Below are 14177 nucleotides of genomic sequence, written 5' to 3' on the forward strand. Positions count from 1 at the left end.
GTGCTTCTGTGACCGGCGGGGAGAATTTGCTCTACATGCTCGCCACGCGGTACGAGCGGTGGCGTTCCCGGCCGTCGGCCGGCCTCAAGACGCGTGCCCTGCTCTTCGGCGGCGGCGCCGCGGCCCGCGACCTGCTGCACAGCATGCACTTCGACCCGCGCAGCCGCTACGTGCCGGTCGGCGTCCTCGACGACGACCCCCGTAAGCGCAAGACCCGGGTGGCGGGCGTGCCCGTGCTGGGCGACCGCACCGCGCTGGCCTCCACGGTCGCGCGTACCGGGGCCACGACGGTCGTCTTCGCGGTCTCCAATGCCGATGCCCAGCTCGTACGGGAGATCCGCGCGCTCGCCGACGCGGCCGGCGTCCGCTTCCTGGTCGTGCCGGCCATGAGCGAGCTGCTCGACCACGAGATCGGCGTGCGCGACCTGCGCGAGGTGCGGGTGACCGACCTGCTCGGCCGGGTGCAGATCGAGACCGACCTGGACGCCATCGCCGGCTATCTGACCGGCAAGCGGGTGCTGGTGACCGGCGCCGGCGGGTCGATCGGCTCCGAGCTGTGCCGGCAGATCAACCGGTTCTCCCCGGCCGAGCTGATGATGCTCGACCGCGACGAGAGCGCCCTGCAGGCGGTGCAGCTCTCCCTCGACCCGCGGGCCACGCTCAGCGACCCGTCGGTCATCCTGGCCTCGCTGCGTGACGTCGACCGGATCCGGGCCATCTTCGCCGAGCGCAAGCCGGAGGTGGTCTTCCACGCGGCCGCGCTCAAGCATCTGCCGCTGCTGGAGCGCTACCCGGGCGAGGCGGTCAAGACCAACATCTGGGGCACTCTGGCCGTGCTGGAGGCGTCCGCGTCGGTCGAGCGGTTCGTCAACATCTCCACCGACAAGGCGGCCGACCCGGCCAGCGTCCTCGGCTACTGCAAGAGGATCACCGAACGGCTCACCGCGCACGCCGCGGCGCGGAGGTCAGGGACCTTCCTGAGCGTACGGTTCGGCAACGTGCTCGGCAGCCGCGGCTCGGTGTTCGACCGCTTCACCGCGCAGATCGCCGACGGCGGCCCGATCACCGTCACCCACCCCGACGTGACCCGCTACTTCATGACCATCCAGGAGGCGGTCCACCTGGTCATCCAGGCCGCCGCGATCGGGCACGGCGGCGAGGCCCTGGTGCTGCAGATGGGCGATCCGGTGCGCATCGCCGACGTGGCCCGGCAGATGGTCGAGCTGGCCCCGGCACCGGTCGACATCGTCTACACCGGGCTGCGGCCGGGGGAGAAGATGGGCGAGGTGCTCTTCGGCGCGGGGGAGGAGGACCGGCGGCCCTACCACCCGCTGATCTCCCACGTCTCGGTGCCGCCGCTGGACCCTTCGGCCGTACGAGGTCTGGCCGCCAACGCCGACCCGGGCGTTCTCGTGTCGTCGCTGGCGGCGCTCTGTACCGTGCCCGCCCTATCCTTTTCGTAGAATCTCGAGAACGAGCGGGTCGATGGTGCCCTCGACGAGGCGCTCCTCGAGGTTCTCGACGCCGGCCCAGCTGTCGAGGTCGTCGTAGCCCTTCTCCTCGAGAAGCGCCCGCACCTCCACCGCGATCTCCCCGGTCAGCGGGATCAGCGTCGCCGGGTCGGGCCGCTCGAAGTAGAGCGTGTGCAGGTCGAGCAGCCGGGCCAGCTCGCCGACCGGATCCGGGTGGTCGTCGACGCGCAGATCGACCAGGACGTCGCTGGTACCGCCGTAGCCCATGCCCTTGGCCACCACGTAGAGGGCGGCGCTCTGCCGCCCACGCCGGTCGCCGCCGGCGTCGTCGCCCGCCTGCAGAGCATCGAGGAGCCGGTACTGGAACTTGGCCTCGCCCTTGATCCACTTCTCTTCCATGGCCGCGACGACCTCCGGCCCGGCGAGCATGTTGCCCTGGATCGCGTAGCCGTCCCCGGCCGCACCGCCCGCCCACGGATGGCACTGGTCACCGGTGAAGGTCGCGCCCGGCCCGTCCGGCCCGACCACACCGACCTGCCGGTGCGCGACCGGCCCGGCGTCGCCCGCGATCAGGGCTTTGACGGTGTCGGTGGCGGCCACACCCGTGCCCAGCAGAGCGAGGGCCTGCGGCCGATAGGCGAGGTTGGCGTACGACTGTGTGGCCACCGCCCCGACATCGGCCAGCGCGGCCGGGACAGCGGCCCCGACTCCGAGGAACTTGCTGGCCACCGCCACACCGAGGGCGGTGCCGTCGGCCGAGCGGGCAACGATCGAGAAGGTCATGGCGCTGTTTGTAACACGGGGCGCGTAGATTTGACCCATCCCTCCGCCGGACCCCTGAGCGTGCTGCGGGTGGACGGGCGGGTCGTTGCCGAGGCCCCCGCCCTCCCGCAGCACCGGCGACTACCATCCGGTGGATGAGCCAGCAGCCGATCGCCGAGCTCCACCCCCAGTTCAGCTCTCCCGGCGCCACACCCCGCCCATGGCCCGACGTCGACGAGGCGCTGACAAAGGCGAAGATCTCCTGGCTTTCGTCCGTACGCCCCGACGGCCGTCCACACGTGACACCCCTGCCCACGGTCTGGTCCTTCGGCGCCCTGCACTTCTGCACCGGAGCCACCGAGCAGAAGGCCCGGAATCTGTCCCGCAACCCTCAGTGCGCCATCACGACAGGCACCCCGCAGGCCGACGAGGGCCTCGACGTGGTCGTCGAGGGCGCCGCCACCCGGGTGACCGACCCCGACCGCCTCGCGGCCCTGGCCGCCCTGTGGAAGTCTCGCCACGGCTGGGACTTCCACCCCGCCAACGGCCTGTTCGTCGGCGACGAGGGCAACGAGGCACTGGTCTTCGCCGTGACCCCCGCCAAGATTCTCGCTTTCGGCAAGGGCGAGCCCTACACCCAGACCCGCTACACCTTCACCTGATGCCTCTGCCCACGACCCTGACGCCGGAGTTGCAGGCCCGAGTCGACGAGCTGCTGTGCGAGCGCAACGTCTTAGGCGCCCTCGTCCTGCTCTGCCGCGACGCCGGCCTCCAGCCGCCACCCAGCATCCACGAGACCCAGGACTTCCTGCACGCGAGGCAGCGGGAACTGGACCGCCTGGGCCGCGTACAGCCGGAGCCGCCCCCGCCGACCACCGAGCAGCTGATCGCGGAGGCCGCCGCCATCCCCGCCCCGATCGCCGCCATCGAGGCCTACTGGGACGGAGACACGCAGGGCTGGCACGTCGTCCTGGTGGCCGTCGTCCGCCGGCCCAGCTCCCGCCACCCCACCTTCGACGAGGTGCGGCTGACGATCGTGGACGGCGGCGGCGACATCCGCCTCTTCAACGACCAGGCCCCACCTTGGTCCGATGAACAGTCCGCGACCGCCCAGGGGCAGGCCATCGCCGCCCACTTCAGCGTGCCATTCTTCTTCGCCAGCCCAGACCTGCCCGTCCTCGACCCGCCCCGCTGGTGGTCGGTCACCCACCCGCAGCGTCTTTGAGGCGGCCGGCCCCGAAGCCGTACGCCTTGACGGCGATGCGGGTCAGGTCGTCCGTGCGCGGCAGGCCGGCCTGCTCCACGCTGATCCGGGCGGTGCCCTCGGCCGACCGCACGACCAGCGCGTGTTCGCTCTCCGTCCAGAACGCGCTGTCGCCGACGTTCTCGACCGGGGTCCCGCCGCCGGCCGGCCAGTCGGCCGCACCCGGGCCGTCGAACTGGAAGCTGATCGCGGGCGGCATCGGCTCGTAGTCCTTACCGATGGCCTTCAGATCGGTGTACATGGCCGGCACGACGGCGTCCGGGTCGTACAGGTACGAGCAGCCGCCGTGGGTCTCCACCGGCTTCACCTCCGGCAGGCCGGTGGCCTCGGCCATCTCCGTCGCGCTGACGAACCGGCACTTGCCCGTTCCCAGGTCTTCGTCATCCGCGCCGCACGCGGCCCCGGCGAGCAGCAGCAGAAGACCGATCGGCGCGACAAGCGCCCGGGAGATCCTGGACATGGACGGAGATCATATTGCTACCGGCTGTCGCCTGCGGGCCGCCCGAACGATCTCGAACCCTCAGGAGCGGAAAAGATTGCGGGGTACCGGGCGGGCCGGCACCCCGCTGCGGGGAGCGCTGTCCGGCGTGCGGCTGCTCCCGTGCAGGGACGAGCCCGGATTGTCCGAAGTCCACCGCCGGCCCGGCTGAGCCGCCGACGACGAGGAGCGGCGGTGGCGGCGCGGCTTGGGCACCACCTCGATGCGCGGCTCCAGATGCGGGTCGAGCTGGTCGGCCGACGACACAACGACCACGCCGGCCAGCCCTTCGGCGAGCATGCGGGCCGCGGCCTCCCAGTCACCCTGGATCAGGCCGACCACGTTGTACCGGCGGGCCGCACAGTGCTCGAGACAACGGCTCGCGCTCACGCCGTAGTTCTCCGGCCGCATGTAAATCACCGCGTTCACCACTGACCGACCCCTTCGTGTCCCCCACACCCGTCGAGCGAGATCACTCAATCGCGCCGGTGACGTTCTGCATATCGTCTGTTATGGATAGGTCACCGGACTGATCCACCCGCATCGACCGCGATCGGTCGCAACCACACCGTCCAGACGGGTAATTCCGCCACTTACTATTGCCTTCAAGCATCTATCCCGGAAGACTGCCCCGCCCCACTTCCGGGCCCTCCGGAGGCCCTCGTCAGGCCTGTCGGGTTCCCGACTCCAGGGTCTGTTTGATCTCGGCGATGCCCCGCTCGGCGACCCCGCGCACGACCCCGGCCATGGCGTGCGGCAGCACATCAGTCACCCAGACGAGCCGCGCGGACCCGCCCTCGCCGAACACCTGAAACGACGCGTGGTGATAGGTCAGCGGCATCCGCTGGCCTTCGACCACGGCGTACGCCAAACGCCTTTGATCGTCCTCGACCGCGACGATGACCTCCCGCACCTGCCACCCGTCCGGCATGGTCAGAATCCGCGAGTCCCCTTCGACCCGGGCATCAAGCACCCGCCCCGGCAACAGTCGCCGGTGGACCGCCCCCACATCCGCCACGGCGTCCCACACCTCGTCCGCCGGCAGGTCGATGACCGCCTCCACCCGCACCGTCGCCACCCATGAGACCGTAGTCGAGTCCAGCCAGCGCGGCGGGACGAAGATGGCCGTTACGTCTGCGGTTACGACTCCTACGTTGCCAGGACGGTCCTCACTCAAGATCGCTGAGCTGTGAATCGCTCGGGTACCTCGTCCCTCTCCGGAGTGAGCGCGGTGCCGAACGCTGTTCGACATGCCTCGATTCATCCGAGGCTCTGACTGAGGAAGAAGCATGATCGCCGACGACGATCTGTCCGGCCTGCTCAATTTCCCCGGCTTGTCGCAGGGCCGGCCCAGGACTGCCCCGCAGCGGTCTGCGGTGCAGCCCGCCCCGCAGCGACCTTCGAAGGTGGCGCCGGCGTCGGCCAATGATGTGATCTCTGGGACCGTGCTGCCGAAGCGATCCACCGGTATTACTCCGCGGCGGGCTGAGGCTTCGGTGCCGACAGATCCAACTGAATGTCTCCGCGAGATCGTTCGAAATACCCGTCGCGCGGCCGACGCCCTTAAAAGATCGCCGCAAGCGCGGCCGGCGATCAGCGTCGGCATGCTCCTTGCCGCAGCGCCACCGATCTGAACCGCACCACGGCCAACCACCAGACCACTATCCTGGGTCAGGCTCGGCAGCCTCGCCTTCGTGCGCGACCCGACTATTTTGCCTACGCTACGAGGCTGACCTCAACCCGAGCACACTGTGTTCGATGAGGTCCGCGGGCAGGTCGGTGCGTCCGGACTCCTGCGTTGTCAGGGCGATGAGCTCGGCGCGCAGATCCGGAGCAGGCTCACCCAGCACGATCGCGCTGATCACCAGCTCGGCCATCACTCGGTCGTATCGTTCGGAGCCGCGACGGTATCGCGACGGGTCGGACTCCACCGTCGCCGCTGAGATGCGCCAACCACCGACGTCGACGGGGGAGAACGACGCTTCGAAGACCCCGTGGCCGGTCCAGCTGCGATGCAGGAACGCGACCTGGTCCTCGACGAACACGTTCCACTTCTCGTCCATGTCGCGAGCCTCGTGACCGAGCTTGATCCGATTCCACTGCTCGCCGGACCAGGTGCGGGACGGCAGCTCGGTCATCGGCATCGGGGCCACGATCGGGGACACCTGCCGCAACGACGAGCGGGTGACCGGCGACGGTTCGATCATCAACGGATCCTACGGGCGGGATGAAGCCGTCAGGGGTGGTGCTGCGGGTGAGTGACCAGCAGGACCGGGCGGGAGGAGCGTTTGATCAGGTCGAGGGGGACGCTGCCCATCAGGCGCTCGGCGACCGTGGGGCGGCTGCTGGAGCCGGCGACGATCAGGTCGGCCTGTTGCTGGTCGGCGAACTCGATGAGGGCCGGCACCGGGCGGCCCGGCACCACTGTCACGCTGGCCTCGATGCCGGCCTCGGCCAGGCGGGCGGCCATCGCGGAGGCGGACTGGTAGGCCTTGTCGGCGAAGACGCTTCGGGGCACGGCGGCCAGGCGTTCCAGCTCGACCTCGTCGGCGGCCACGACGGCCACCGTCGCGCCGGTCTGCTTGGCCAGGCCGATCACGGCGTCGGCGACCCAGGGGGTGTCGGCTTCGGGTTTCGCGGCTACCACGATGCGCATGAGGGCGACGCTACCCGGCGATCGCGACGCGTCGATAGTCATGACTCGACAGAACGTTCGAGATGTATGACGCTCGGTGCATGGCGGATGCGGTAACGACGGAACAGCCCTCCCTCAAGCGGGTCATGGGGCCCGGCCTTCTCCTGCTCTTCGTGGTCGGCGACATTCTCGGCACGGGGGTCTACGCGCTCACCGGGCGTGTCGCGTCCGAGGTCGGCGGGGCGGTGTGGCTGCCGTTCCTCATCGCCTTCATCGTCGCGGTGCTCACCGCGTTCAGCTATCTCGAGCTGGTGACGAAATATCCGCGGGCGGCCGGCGCCGCGCTGTACACGCACAAGGCGTTCGGCATCCACTTCCTGACGTTCATCGTCACCTTCACCGTGATGTGCTCGGGGCTCACCAGCGCGTCCAGCGCCTCCAAGGCGTTCGCGTCGAACTTCGTCGAGGCGTTCGACCTGTCGTGGTCCGAGGGCGCGGCGCTGACCGCGATCGCGCTCGGCTTCATCGTGCTGGTCGGCCTCATCAACTTCCGCGGCGTCGGCGAGAGCGTCAAGCTCAACGTGCTGCTGACCTGCGTCGAGCTCTCCGGCCTGCTGATCGTCATCGGGATCGGCGCGTGGGCCCTGGGCGGTGGCGAGGGTGACCTGTCCCGGCTGACCGACTTCACCGCGGCCGAGGGGGAGAGCGCCTTCTTCTCGGTCACCGCGGCCACGGCGCTCGCGTTCTTCGCGATGGTGGGCTTCGAGGACTCGGTCAACATGGCCGAGGAGACCAAGGATCCCGTCCGCATCTTCCCCAAGGTCATGCTCACCGGCCTGTGCATCACCGGCGTCATCTACATCCTGGTCTCCATCTCGTCGGTGGCCCTGGTCGCGCCGGAGGAGCTCGGCGAGGGCGACGCGCCGCTGCTGAAGGTCGTGCAGGCGGGCGCGGCCGGCTTCCCGCTGTGGATCTTCGCGTTCATCACGATGTTCGCGGTGGCCAACTCGGCGCTGATCAACATGCTGATGGCAAGCCGGCTTCTGTACGGGATGGCCAACGAGCGCGTGCTTCCCCGGGTCCTCGGCCGGGTGCACCGCACGAGGCGTACCCCCTGGGTCGGGATCGTCTTCACCACCGCGATCGCCTTCGGCCTGATCTGGTTCGCCGACCTGGCCGCCCTGGGCGGCACGACGTCGCTGCTGCTGCTCTGCGTGTTCACCGTCGTCAACATCGCCGTGCTGGTGCTGCGCCGCGACCGGGTCGACCACGAGCACTTCAAGGCGCCCACGGTCATCCCGGTGATCGGCGCCATCACCTGCGCCTATCTGGCCAGCCCGCTGTCGGGCCGGGCCGGCGCCGACTACCGGGTGGCCGGCATCCTGCTGATCATCGGCGTCGTGCTGTGGCTGGCGACGTACCTCTACAACCGCAACGTGCGCCACGAGGAGACCACGATCGACCCGACCAACCTCAGGGAGTAAGACGGAACACCTCGCCCTTCGGGGTGAAGGGCAGGCGGGCGCCGACCGGCATGAGGTACGCGTGCGGGCGGCGCACGCGCAGCACGTCGCACCAGCCGTCGGTGATGACGAGGATCGGCCCGGCCGCCGGGAAGTCCTCGGCCCGCTCCAGCAGGTCGATGGCGGGCTGCAGTGCGGTGCCGCCACGCCCGCGCACCCGTACGCGCCCGGCGATCTCCTCGACCGGCAGATAGCCGGCGTCGTACGCGGCGGCGTCGCAGAACACCACCCGCGCGGCGGGCACGTCACGGGCGGTGGCGTACGAGGCGATCGCGCCCAGCGCCTTGCCCATCAGCTCATGGTTCATCGAGCCCGACGTGTCGACGACGACGCCGAACGTGCACTTGCGGACGACCTCGTCGGGCAGGTGGCGGCCGGGCCGGGGAATGTCCGGTGTGGAGGCCTGGCGGCGCGAGGGCCGGCTGTAGGTGCGCTGCCACTCGGGGACCGGAACGTGCTCGTCGAACCACCGGGCCAGGCGCACGTCCCACGGCAGGGGCGGCTGCTCCAGGACGCGGATCTCGGCGACCAGGCCGGACGGGAGCACACCCCGGCCGCTGCTCAGGTGATAGGCGTATCCGCTGAGCAGGGCCCGCCGGCAGTACTCGTCGAGGTCGACCGCCCGCGGGCGCGGGCCGGCGTCGCCGAGGATGTCGCCCCGGCCGGTGCCGCGCAGGGTGGCGAGTTTGCGCATGCGGCGCAGGTCGCCGGCGATCCGGTCGTAGACGTCTTCGGCGGACAGGCCGGCGAACCGGGGATCGTACAAAGTGCCGTCCGGAAGTGTCCCGACGGCCATCTCGACCAGCCAGCCGTTGATCACGTAGTCGCAGGCGACGTTCCAGAGGTACGCGTCGCGCCAGCCCGCGCGGTCGCCGTGGCGCAGGGCGGCGTGCAGCATCTCGTGGGCGAGCACGAAACGCCACTCGTCCTCGCCGAGCTGCCGCAGCGGGTTCACATAGATCTCGCCGGCGGCGGGCGACACAGCGGCCACCGAGATGTCCCAGTCGCGGGCCAGTGACGCGTCGGCGACCAGCTTGTACCGGGCCGCGATGGCGCCGAGCAGCGGGTAGGAGCCGACGAACCAGCTCAGCGCCCGCTGCCACGGCGTGCGACGGGATCCGGGCGGGGCGCCGCCGGCTTCGTCGACGGCGGCGGTGGCGGCGGCGGACAGGCCGGCCGCGAACCGCGCGGTCCACTGCGGGTCGGCCTGGTGACGGCCCAGCGGCTCGTACGACAGGTCGGGCGACCCGGCGCCGCAGCCGGTGAACTCGGGCGCCAGCCCGTTGCGGCGCAGCTGATCCTCGTCGGCCGACGGCAGGGCGTCGGGCAGGGCGAAGGGCTCGCGGCCGAGCTTGACCGACCGCTGGAAGCGGGTCACCACCAGGCAGGCGACGTCGTCCCACTCGGCCCGGGCGTGATGGCCGAAGCCCAGATGCAGCAGGCAGTGGGCGAGCACCCAGGTCCACTCGTCCTCGCCGAGCCGGCGGCCGCGGTTGGCGCGGATCAGGCCGCCCGGGCCGACTACGGCGTAGCCGATGCCGGGCTCGTCGACCAGCCGGGCCGAGGCGCCGGCCAGCGGTCGCCAGTCCACGAGGGGCGCGAACATCGGATGTGCGGCCAGTTTCTTCCACGCCGCGAGGAACGCGACGGTGTTCGGATCGGGCTCGACGGCCTTCTTGCGGCTCATGCCCGCGCGGCGACCAGGCGCGGCAGGTCGCGGCTCACCTCGACCAGGAACCAGGCCGGCAGCACGGGCGCGCCGTCCTCGCCGGCCGCGATGACCAGGCGCCCGCACTCGAGCGACAGCTCGGCCAGCTCGACCAGCATCGCCTTGGCCCGGTGCGCGAACTGCCGCACGCTCGCCGGTGCCCGGTCCTTGTCGGCCGGCAGCTCCTTGACCAGGCGCGCCCGGAACGTCTCGGCCAGGAAGTACAGCAGGTCGCGGTCGTTGGGGTGGGCCGGCCAGCCGGCGTCGCCGCGCAGGATCGCGTCCAGCCCGTACCGGTGCCGCACAATCTTCACGTACCCACCGAACGCGCTCGCGTGCACCGGGCTCAGCGTGCCGGCGGCCAGCAGCCGTACGACCTCCTCGCCGACGTCGTCGCCGTAGGACCGCAGGGCGTCGGAGAGCATGTGCCAGCTGCGCGGCGTCGAGAACGTCTCCTCGGTCTTGGGCGGCGCCGACCACAGGTGGTCGGGGCGCTCGGCCAGATAGGCGATCACCCACGGGTGGATGCCGGCCTCCTGGGCCCAGGCGCTCCAATCCGCGTGCGAGGCCCGCAGGTGCACGTGGACGAGCCGGTTGACCAGGGCCGAGGCCATCGGCCGGGCGAGCGCGTTGTCGCTCGACCGGTTGCCGGCCCCGATCACGATCGACCCGGGCGGCAGCTCGTAGTCGCCGATGCGCCGGTCGAGGATCAGCGAGTAGAACGCCTTCTGCACATCGGGGCCGGACGCGTTGAGCTCGTCGAGGAACAGGCAGTACGGCTCGTCGCGGGCGATCATCTCGGGCGGCGCGAACCGGCTGCGCCCCTCGCGCAGCTCCGGCACCCCGATGAGGTCCTCGGCGGCGAGCTGGGTGCCGACCAGCGTCACGCAGTCGAGCCCGAGCGAGGCCGCGAAGTCGCGGACCAGCGAGCTCTTCCCGATCCCGGGCGCGCCCCACACGAAGACGGGCCGCACGACCGCCACGTGAAGCAGCAGGCCGGGCAGCTGACCGGGGGTGACCGTGATCGCCGAGTGCACGCCGGAAGTGTGCCCCCGCGCGGGTCTCGCGGCATCCCATTTTCCGGGGTTAAGGTGCGCGGCATGCGTTTGGAGGCGATCACCCCGGAGAACTACGAGGCCGCGCTGGCCGTACGGGTTCGGGCCGATCAGGACGACCTGGTCGAGCCGGTTGTCACGTCGCTCGCCGAGGCGTACGTGTTCCGGGAGTTCGCGTGGCCGCGGCTGATGTACGACGGCGATCGGGTCGTCGGTTTCCTCATGGCTTTCCTCGACATCCCGTGGGATCCCGAGCGCGATCCGGCCGACCGGCGCTCGGGGCTCTGGCGCCTGAACATCGCCGCCGGCGAGCAGGGCAAAGGCTTCGGCACGTACGGGGTCGAGGAGGTCTGCCGTGAGATCCGCGCCCGCGGCGGCACCCAGGCGTACGTCACCTGGGAACCGCGAGAGGGAGGACCCGAGGACTTCTACCTGAAGCTGGGCTTCCGCCCGACCGGCGAGCGCAGCGGGGACCAGACCGTCGGCGTCCGCGAGCTGAGCTGAAGTGCCTGTCTCGCTACTCCGGTTCCACGCTCGTGGGATGAGCGGTGCGAAGGGCGCGTTTGCGGCAGCTGGTCACCGCGACCGAGTTCAGCGCGTATCAGGCACGTGCCGAATGAGCGCCACGATCACGGTGGCCCCGGCCCCGGCGGTACCCGTCCGACCACCGACGCCGAGTGGAAGCTCCTCGCCCCGATCCAGCCGGTCCCGTCATCATGCCAGGATCGATCGATGAAAAGGACGATCGTCATCACTGGCTCGACCGGTGGCATCGGCGCCGCATTGGTACAGGTGGCCGCCGAACGCGGCTACAACGTCATCGCCGCCGCCCGGGATGCTGTGCGGCTCAGCGCACTATGCGACCGTGTCCCCGGGACCAGACCTCTCGTGCTCGACCTCCGAGATCCCACCGGTTTACCGGCTCCGCTACGCGCGCTCCACCGCCTGGACGCCGTCATTCACTGCGCCGGAATCGCCGAGGTCGCCACCGTGGAGGCGACCCCGTACGCGCTGTGGTTGGAGACATTGACCATCAATGTGGCAGCTGCTGCGGAGGTAACCCGAGCACTCCTGCCACCGCTGCGTGCGGCGGCAGGCCATGTCGTCTTCGTCAACGCGGCACCCGGATCGCATGCCGTGCCCCGATGGTCTGCCTACACGGCAAGCAAGTCGGCCCTGCGAGAGCTGGCTGATGCGCTCCGGCTGGAAGAGGCCGGCAACGGGGTACGCGTCACGACCATCTACCCGGGCGGGACCGCGACGGAGCTGCTTCGCGAAGTCCGTACCGCATTCGGCCGCCCCTTCGACCCTGAGCAATGCGTCCAGCCTGAGACGTTGGCCTCATTGGTGATGACCGTTTTGGACATGCGCGGCGACGCCTACGTTCCTGATCTGGCTGTCCTGCCGGCGCCAGGAAGGTAATCGGTGTGGCCGTGCGGATGCCACTAGGCCAATCCGGTCTCCTTGGCCAGGATGGCGGCCTGGACGCGGGAGGTGCAGCCGAGCTTGGTCAGGACGCGGGAGACGTGGGTCTTGGCGGTGGCCTCGGTGATGGACAGCTCGGCGGCCAGGTCGGCGTTGGACAGGCCCCGGCCGAGGGCGGCCAGGATCTCGCGTTCGCGGGCGGTGAGGGTGTCGAGCGCGGCGGCGGCCGGTGGCGGGGAAGGGTCGCCGGTGGCGAACGTGGCCAGCAGGCGGCGGGTCAGGGACGGGGCGATCACGCCGTCGCCGGCGGCCACGTGGCGGACGGCGGCGATCAGGTCGGCCGGCTCGACCGACTTCAGCAGGAAGCCGGCGGCGCCGGCGCGCAGGGCGCCGAAGACGTACTCGTCGAGGTCGAACGTGGTCAGGATCAGCACGTCGGCCAGGCCGGCCGCGGTGATGGAGCGGGTGGCGCTGATGCCGTCGGTGCCGGGCATGCGGATGTCCATCAGCACCACGTCGGGGCGCAGCGCGCTCGCCTGGCGCAGGGCGACCGCGCCGTCGGCGGCCTCGCCGACCACCGCGATGTCAGGCGCCTGTTCCAGCATGAGCCGCAGCCCGGCCCGGATCGCCGCATGGTCGTCGGCGAGCAGCACGCGGATCATCCGCCGGCCGTCACGGGAATGCTGGCGTGGACTCGCCAGGAGGCTGCCTGTGGCCCCGCCTCGACCGAACCGCCCAGCAAGGCCGCGCGCTCGCGCATGGACGGGAGGCCGGTGCCGGCGCTGAGGGCCTCGTGAGTCAACGGGGGTGGCTGGGTCAGGGTGTTCGTGACCGTCACGGTGACCTCGGTGTGAGTGCGGTGGACGTCCAGGCGTACCTCGGAAGAAGGGGCGTGTTTTTTGGCATTTGTCAACGCCTCGTGGACTATGCGGTAGACCGTGTGGGCGACGATCACCGGAACGCCGGTGATCTCGGGCAGGGTGGCCGTCACGCGCAAGCCGTCGGCTTCGGCCGCCTCGACCAGGGCGGGCAGGCGGTCGAAGCCGCCGGGGACCGTGGCGTCGGTGGGGTGGGTGTCGCGCAGCAGCATGATCATGGAGCGCATCTCCTCCAGGGCGGCCAGGCTGCTGGTGCGCACGGCCTGCAGGGCCGCACGGTCGCGGGCGGTGTCCGGCGGCGCGGCCAGGGCGGCGCCGGAGTGCAGGGCCGTGGTCGACAAGTGGGCGGCGATGACGTCGTGCAGGTCGCGGGCCATGGCGGCCCGTTCGGCCAGAACGGCCTCCTGGGCGGCCAGCTCGCCCAGGCGGCGCTGCTGGCGGACGTTGGCCGACCACCACAACGGGACGAACAGCAGCGTCGTCAGTTGCAGGGCGATGAAGACCGCCATGCGGAACTCGCCGGCGGCCAGGCCGCCCACCACGCCGGCGGTGCCGATCACGACGAAGACGCCCGTGGTCACGGCGCGGCGGGCGCTTGCGGAGGCGAACTGGCCCACCGAGAAGATCAGATCGAACAGGACCAGGACCATCGCGATGCTGCCGCCCAGGGCCAGGTCGGCCAGGGTGGCGACCACGCCGACGGCCAGCGCCGGCAGCGGGTGACGGCGCTTGACCAGCATGGCCGCGCAGCCGACGACCAGCGGGACCGTGTGCCACCAGGCCGGGGTGCCGTCCAGGCGGTCGATGCCCGGATCGATCCACACGTCGGTCAGGCCGACCAGGTTGAGCCCCAAGCCGCCGGCGAACGTCGACGCCGCGGTCACCCTGTCCTGGAACGACGGGCTGCTCCGCCACCGTCGCACGATCGCCGCCCTCACCGGGCCATCCCATCATGTCCCGGCGAACCGTCGCGTCCG

17 protein-coding genes are annotated in these 14177 nt (G+C 70.7%); 7 read left to right on the top strand and 10 right to left on the bottom strand.

What is annotated here, in order from left to right; all coding sequences use genetic code 11:
• The first annotated feature begins 8 nt into the window (after positions 1-8).
• The gene (locus tag CRP55_RS17870) at positions 9-1463 is read left to right on the top strand and encodes a nucleoside-diphosphate sugar epimerase/dehydratase (RefSeq protein WP_438865800.1); all 1455 of its coding nucleotides are present in this window, start codon (positions 9-11) and stop codon (positions 1461-1463) included.
• On the opposite strand, the gene CRP55_RS17875 is transcribed toward CRP55_RS17870, so the two are convergent.
• On the bottom strand, positions 1449-2255 hold the full coding sequence (locus CRP55_RS17875) for a DUF1028 domain-containing protein (RefSeq protein ID WP_097321223.1): 807 nt from the start codon (positions 2253-2255) through the stop codon (positions 1449-1451). The two genes, CRP55_RS17870 and CRP55_RS17875, sit on opposite strands and share 15 nt — an antisense overlap.
• 134 nt (positions 2256-2389) lie before the next feature.
• On the opposite strand from CRP55_RS17875, the gene CRP55_RS17880 reads away from it, so the two are divergent.
• The gene (locus CRP55_RS17880) at positions 2390-2896 is read left to right on the top strand and encodes a pyridoxamine 5'-phosphate oxidase family protein (RefSeq protein WP_097321224.1); all 507 of its coding nucleotides are present in this window, start codon (positions 2390-2392) and stop codon (positions 2894-2896) included.
• On the top strand, positions 2896-3459 hold the full coding sequence (locus CRP55_RS17885; RefSeq protein WP_097321225.1) for a hypothetical protein: 564 nt from the start codon (positions 2896-2898) through the stop codon (positions 3457-3459). Before CRP55_RS17880 ends, CRP55_RS17885 begins: the two co-directional genes overlap by 1 nt.
• On the opposite strand, the gene CRP55_RS17890 is transcribed toward CRP55_RS17885, so the two are convergent.
• From CRP55_RS17890 to CRP55_RS17900, 3 genes are all read right to left on the bottom strand, one after another.
• A complete protein-coding gene (locus CRP55_RS17890) occupies positions 3437-3958 on the bottom strand; it encodes a hypothetical protein (RefSeq protein WP_097321226.1) in 522 nt (173 codons plus the stop codon). The two genes, CRP55_RS17885 and CRP55_RS17890, sit on opposite strands and share 23 nt — an antisense overlap.
• A gap of 60 nt (positions 3959-4018) precedes the next feature.
• Positions 4019-4396: a hypothetical protein gene (locus CRP55_RS17895; RefSeq protein ID WP_143234697.1), complete on the bottom strand. Its 378-nt coding sequence runs from the start codon at positions 4394-4396 to the stop codon at positions 4019-4021.
• Positions 4397-4640: 244 nt separating this feature from the next.
• Positions 4641-5054 carry an SRPBCC family protein gene (locus CRP55_RS17900; RefSeq protein WP_097321228.1) on the bottom strand — a complete coding sequence of 138 codons (414 nt, stop codon included), beginning with the start codon at positions 5052-5054 and terminating at the stop codon, positions 4641-4643.
• A 211-nt stretch (positions 5055-5265) separates the two neighbouring features.
• On the opposite strand from CRP55_RS17900, the gene CRP55_RS52160 reads away from it, so the two are divergent.
• Positions 5266-5610: a hypothetical protein gene (locus tag CRP55_RS52160; RefSeq protein WP_143234699.1), complete on the top strand. Its 345-nt coding sequence runs from the start codon at positions 5266-5268 to the stop codon at positions 5608-5610.
• Positions 5611-5697: 87 nt separating this feature from the next.
• Here the strand turns inward: CRP55_RS52160 and CRP55_RS17905 are convergent, their stop codons facing one another.
• Together CRP55_RS17905 and CRP55_RS17910 are read right to left on the bottom strand one after the other, a co-directional pair.
• Positions 5698-6183 (bottom strand): hypothetical protein, encoded by a 486-nt coding sequence (locus tag CRP55_RS17905; RefSeq protein ID WP_097321229.1) that lies wholly within the window; start codon positions 6181-6183, stop codon positions 5698-5700.
• A 29-nt stretch (positions 6184-6212) separates the two neighbouring features.
• The gene (locus CRP55_RS17910) at positions 6213-6632 is read right to left on the bottom strand and encodes a universal stress protein (protein ID WP_179855235.1); all 420 of its coding nucleotides are present in this window, start codon (positions 6630-6632) and stop codon (positions 6213-6215) included.
• A gap of 80 nt (positions 6633-6712) precedes the next feature.
• On the opposite strand from CRP55_RS17910, the gene CRP55_RS17915 reads away from it, so the two are divergent.
• The gene (locus CRP55_RS17915; protein WP_097321231.1) at positions 6713-8095 is read left to right on the top strand and encodes an APC family permease; all 1383 of its coding nucleotides are present in this window, start codon (positions 6713-6715) and stop codon (positions 8093-8095) included.
• Here CRP55_RS17915 and CRP55_RS17920 read toward each other — a convergent pair.
• Positions 8085-9821, bottom strand: a complete 1737-nt coding sequence (locus CRP55_RS17920; protein ID WP_097321232.1) for a vWA domain-containing protein — start codon at positions 9819-9821, stop codon at positions 8085-8087. The two genes, CRP55_RS17915 and CRP55_RS17920, sit on opposite strands and share 11 nt — an antisense overlap.
• Positions 9818-10879 (bottom strand): ATP-binding protein, encoded by a 1062-nt coding sequence (locus CRP55_RS17925; RefSeq protein WP_097321233.1) that lies wholly within the window; start codon positions 10877-10879, stop codon positions 9818-9820. Before CRP55_RS17925 ends, CRP55_RS17920 begins: the two co-directional genes overlap by 4 nt.
• A 63-nt stretch (positions 10880-10942) precedes the next feature.
• Between CRP55_RS17925 and CRP55_RS17930 the strand changes: the two genes are divergently transcribed.
• Entirely contained in the window at positions 10943-11401 is a 459-nt protein-coding gene (locus CRP55_RS17930) for a GNAT family N-acetyltransferase (protein WP_097321234.1), read from the top strand.
• Between the two features lie 228 nt (positions 11402-11629).
• Positions 11630-12319: an SDR family oxidoreductase gene (locus CRP55_RS17935; RefSeq protein ID WP_097321235.1), complete on the top strand. Its 690-nt coding sequence runs from the start codon at positions 11630-11632 to the stop codon at positions 12317-12319.
• A gap of 23 nt (positions 12320-12342) precedes the next feature.
• Here the strand turns inward: CRP55_RS17935 and CRP55_RS17940 are convergent, their stop codons facing one another.
• Together CRP55_RS17940 and CRP55_RS17945 are read right to left on the bottom strand one after the other, a co-directional pair.
• On the bottom strand, positions 12343-12984 hold the full coding sequence (locus CRP55_RS17940) for a response regulator (RefSeq protein ID WP_097321236.1): 642 nt from the start codon (positions 12982-12984) through the stop codon (positions 12343-12345).
• Positions 12981-14138, bottom strand: coding sequence for a sensor histidine kinase (locus CRP55_RS17945; RefSeq protein WP_179855236.1), 1158 nt, complete (start codon positions 14136-14138; stop codon positions 12981-12983). The genes CRP55_RS17940 and CRP55_RS17945 overlap by 4 nt, the downstream gene beginning before the upstream one ends.
• Positions 14139-14177: the final 39 nt, after the last annotated feature.

This window comes from Paractinoplanes atraurantiacus (genome assembly GCF_900215205.1).
Taxonomy (GTDB): domain Bacteria; phylum Actinomycetota; class Actinomycetes; order Mycobacteriales; family Micromonosporaceae; genus Actinoplanes; species Actinoplanes atraurantiacus.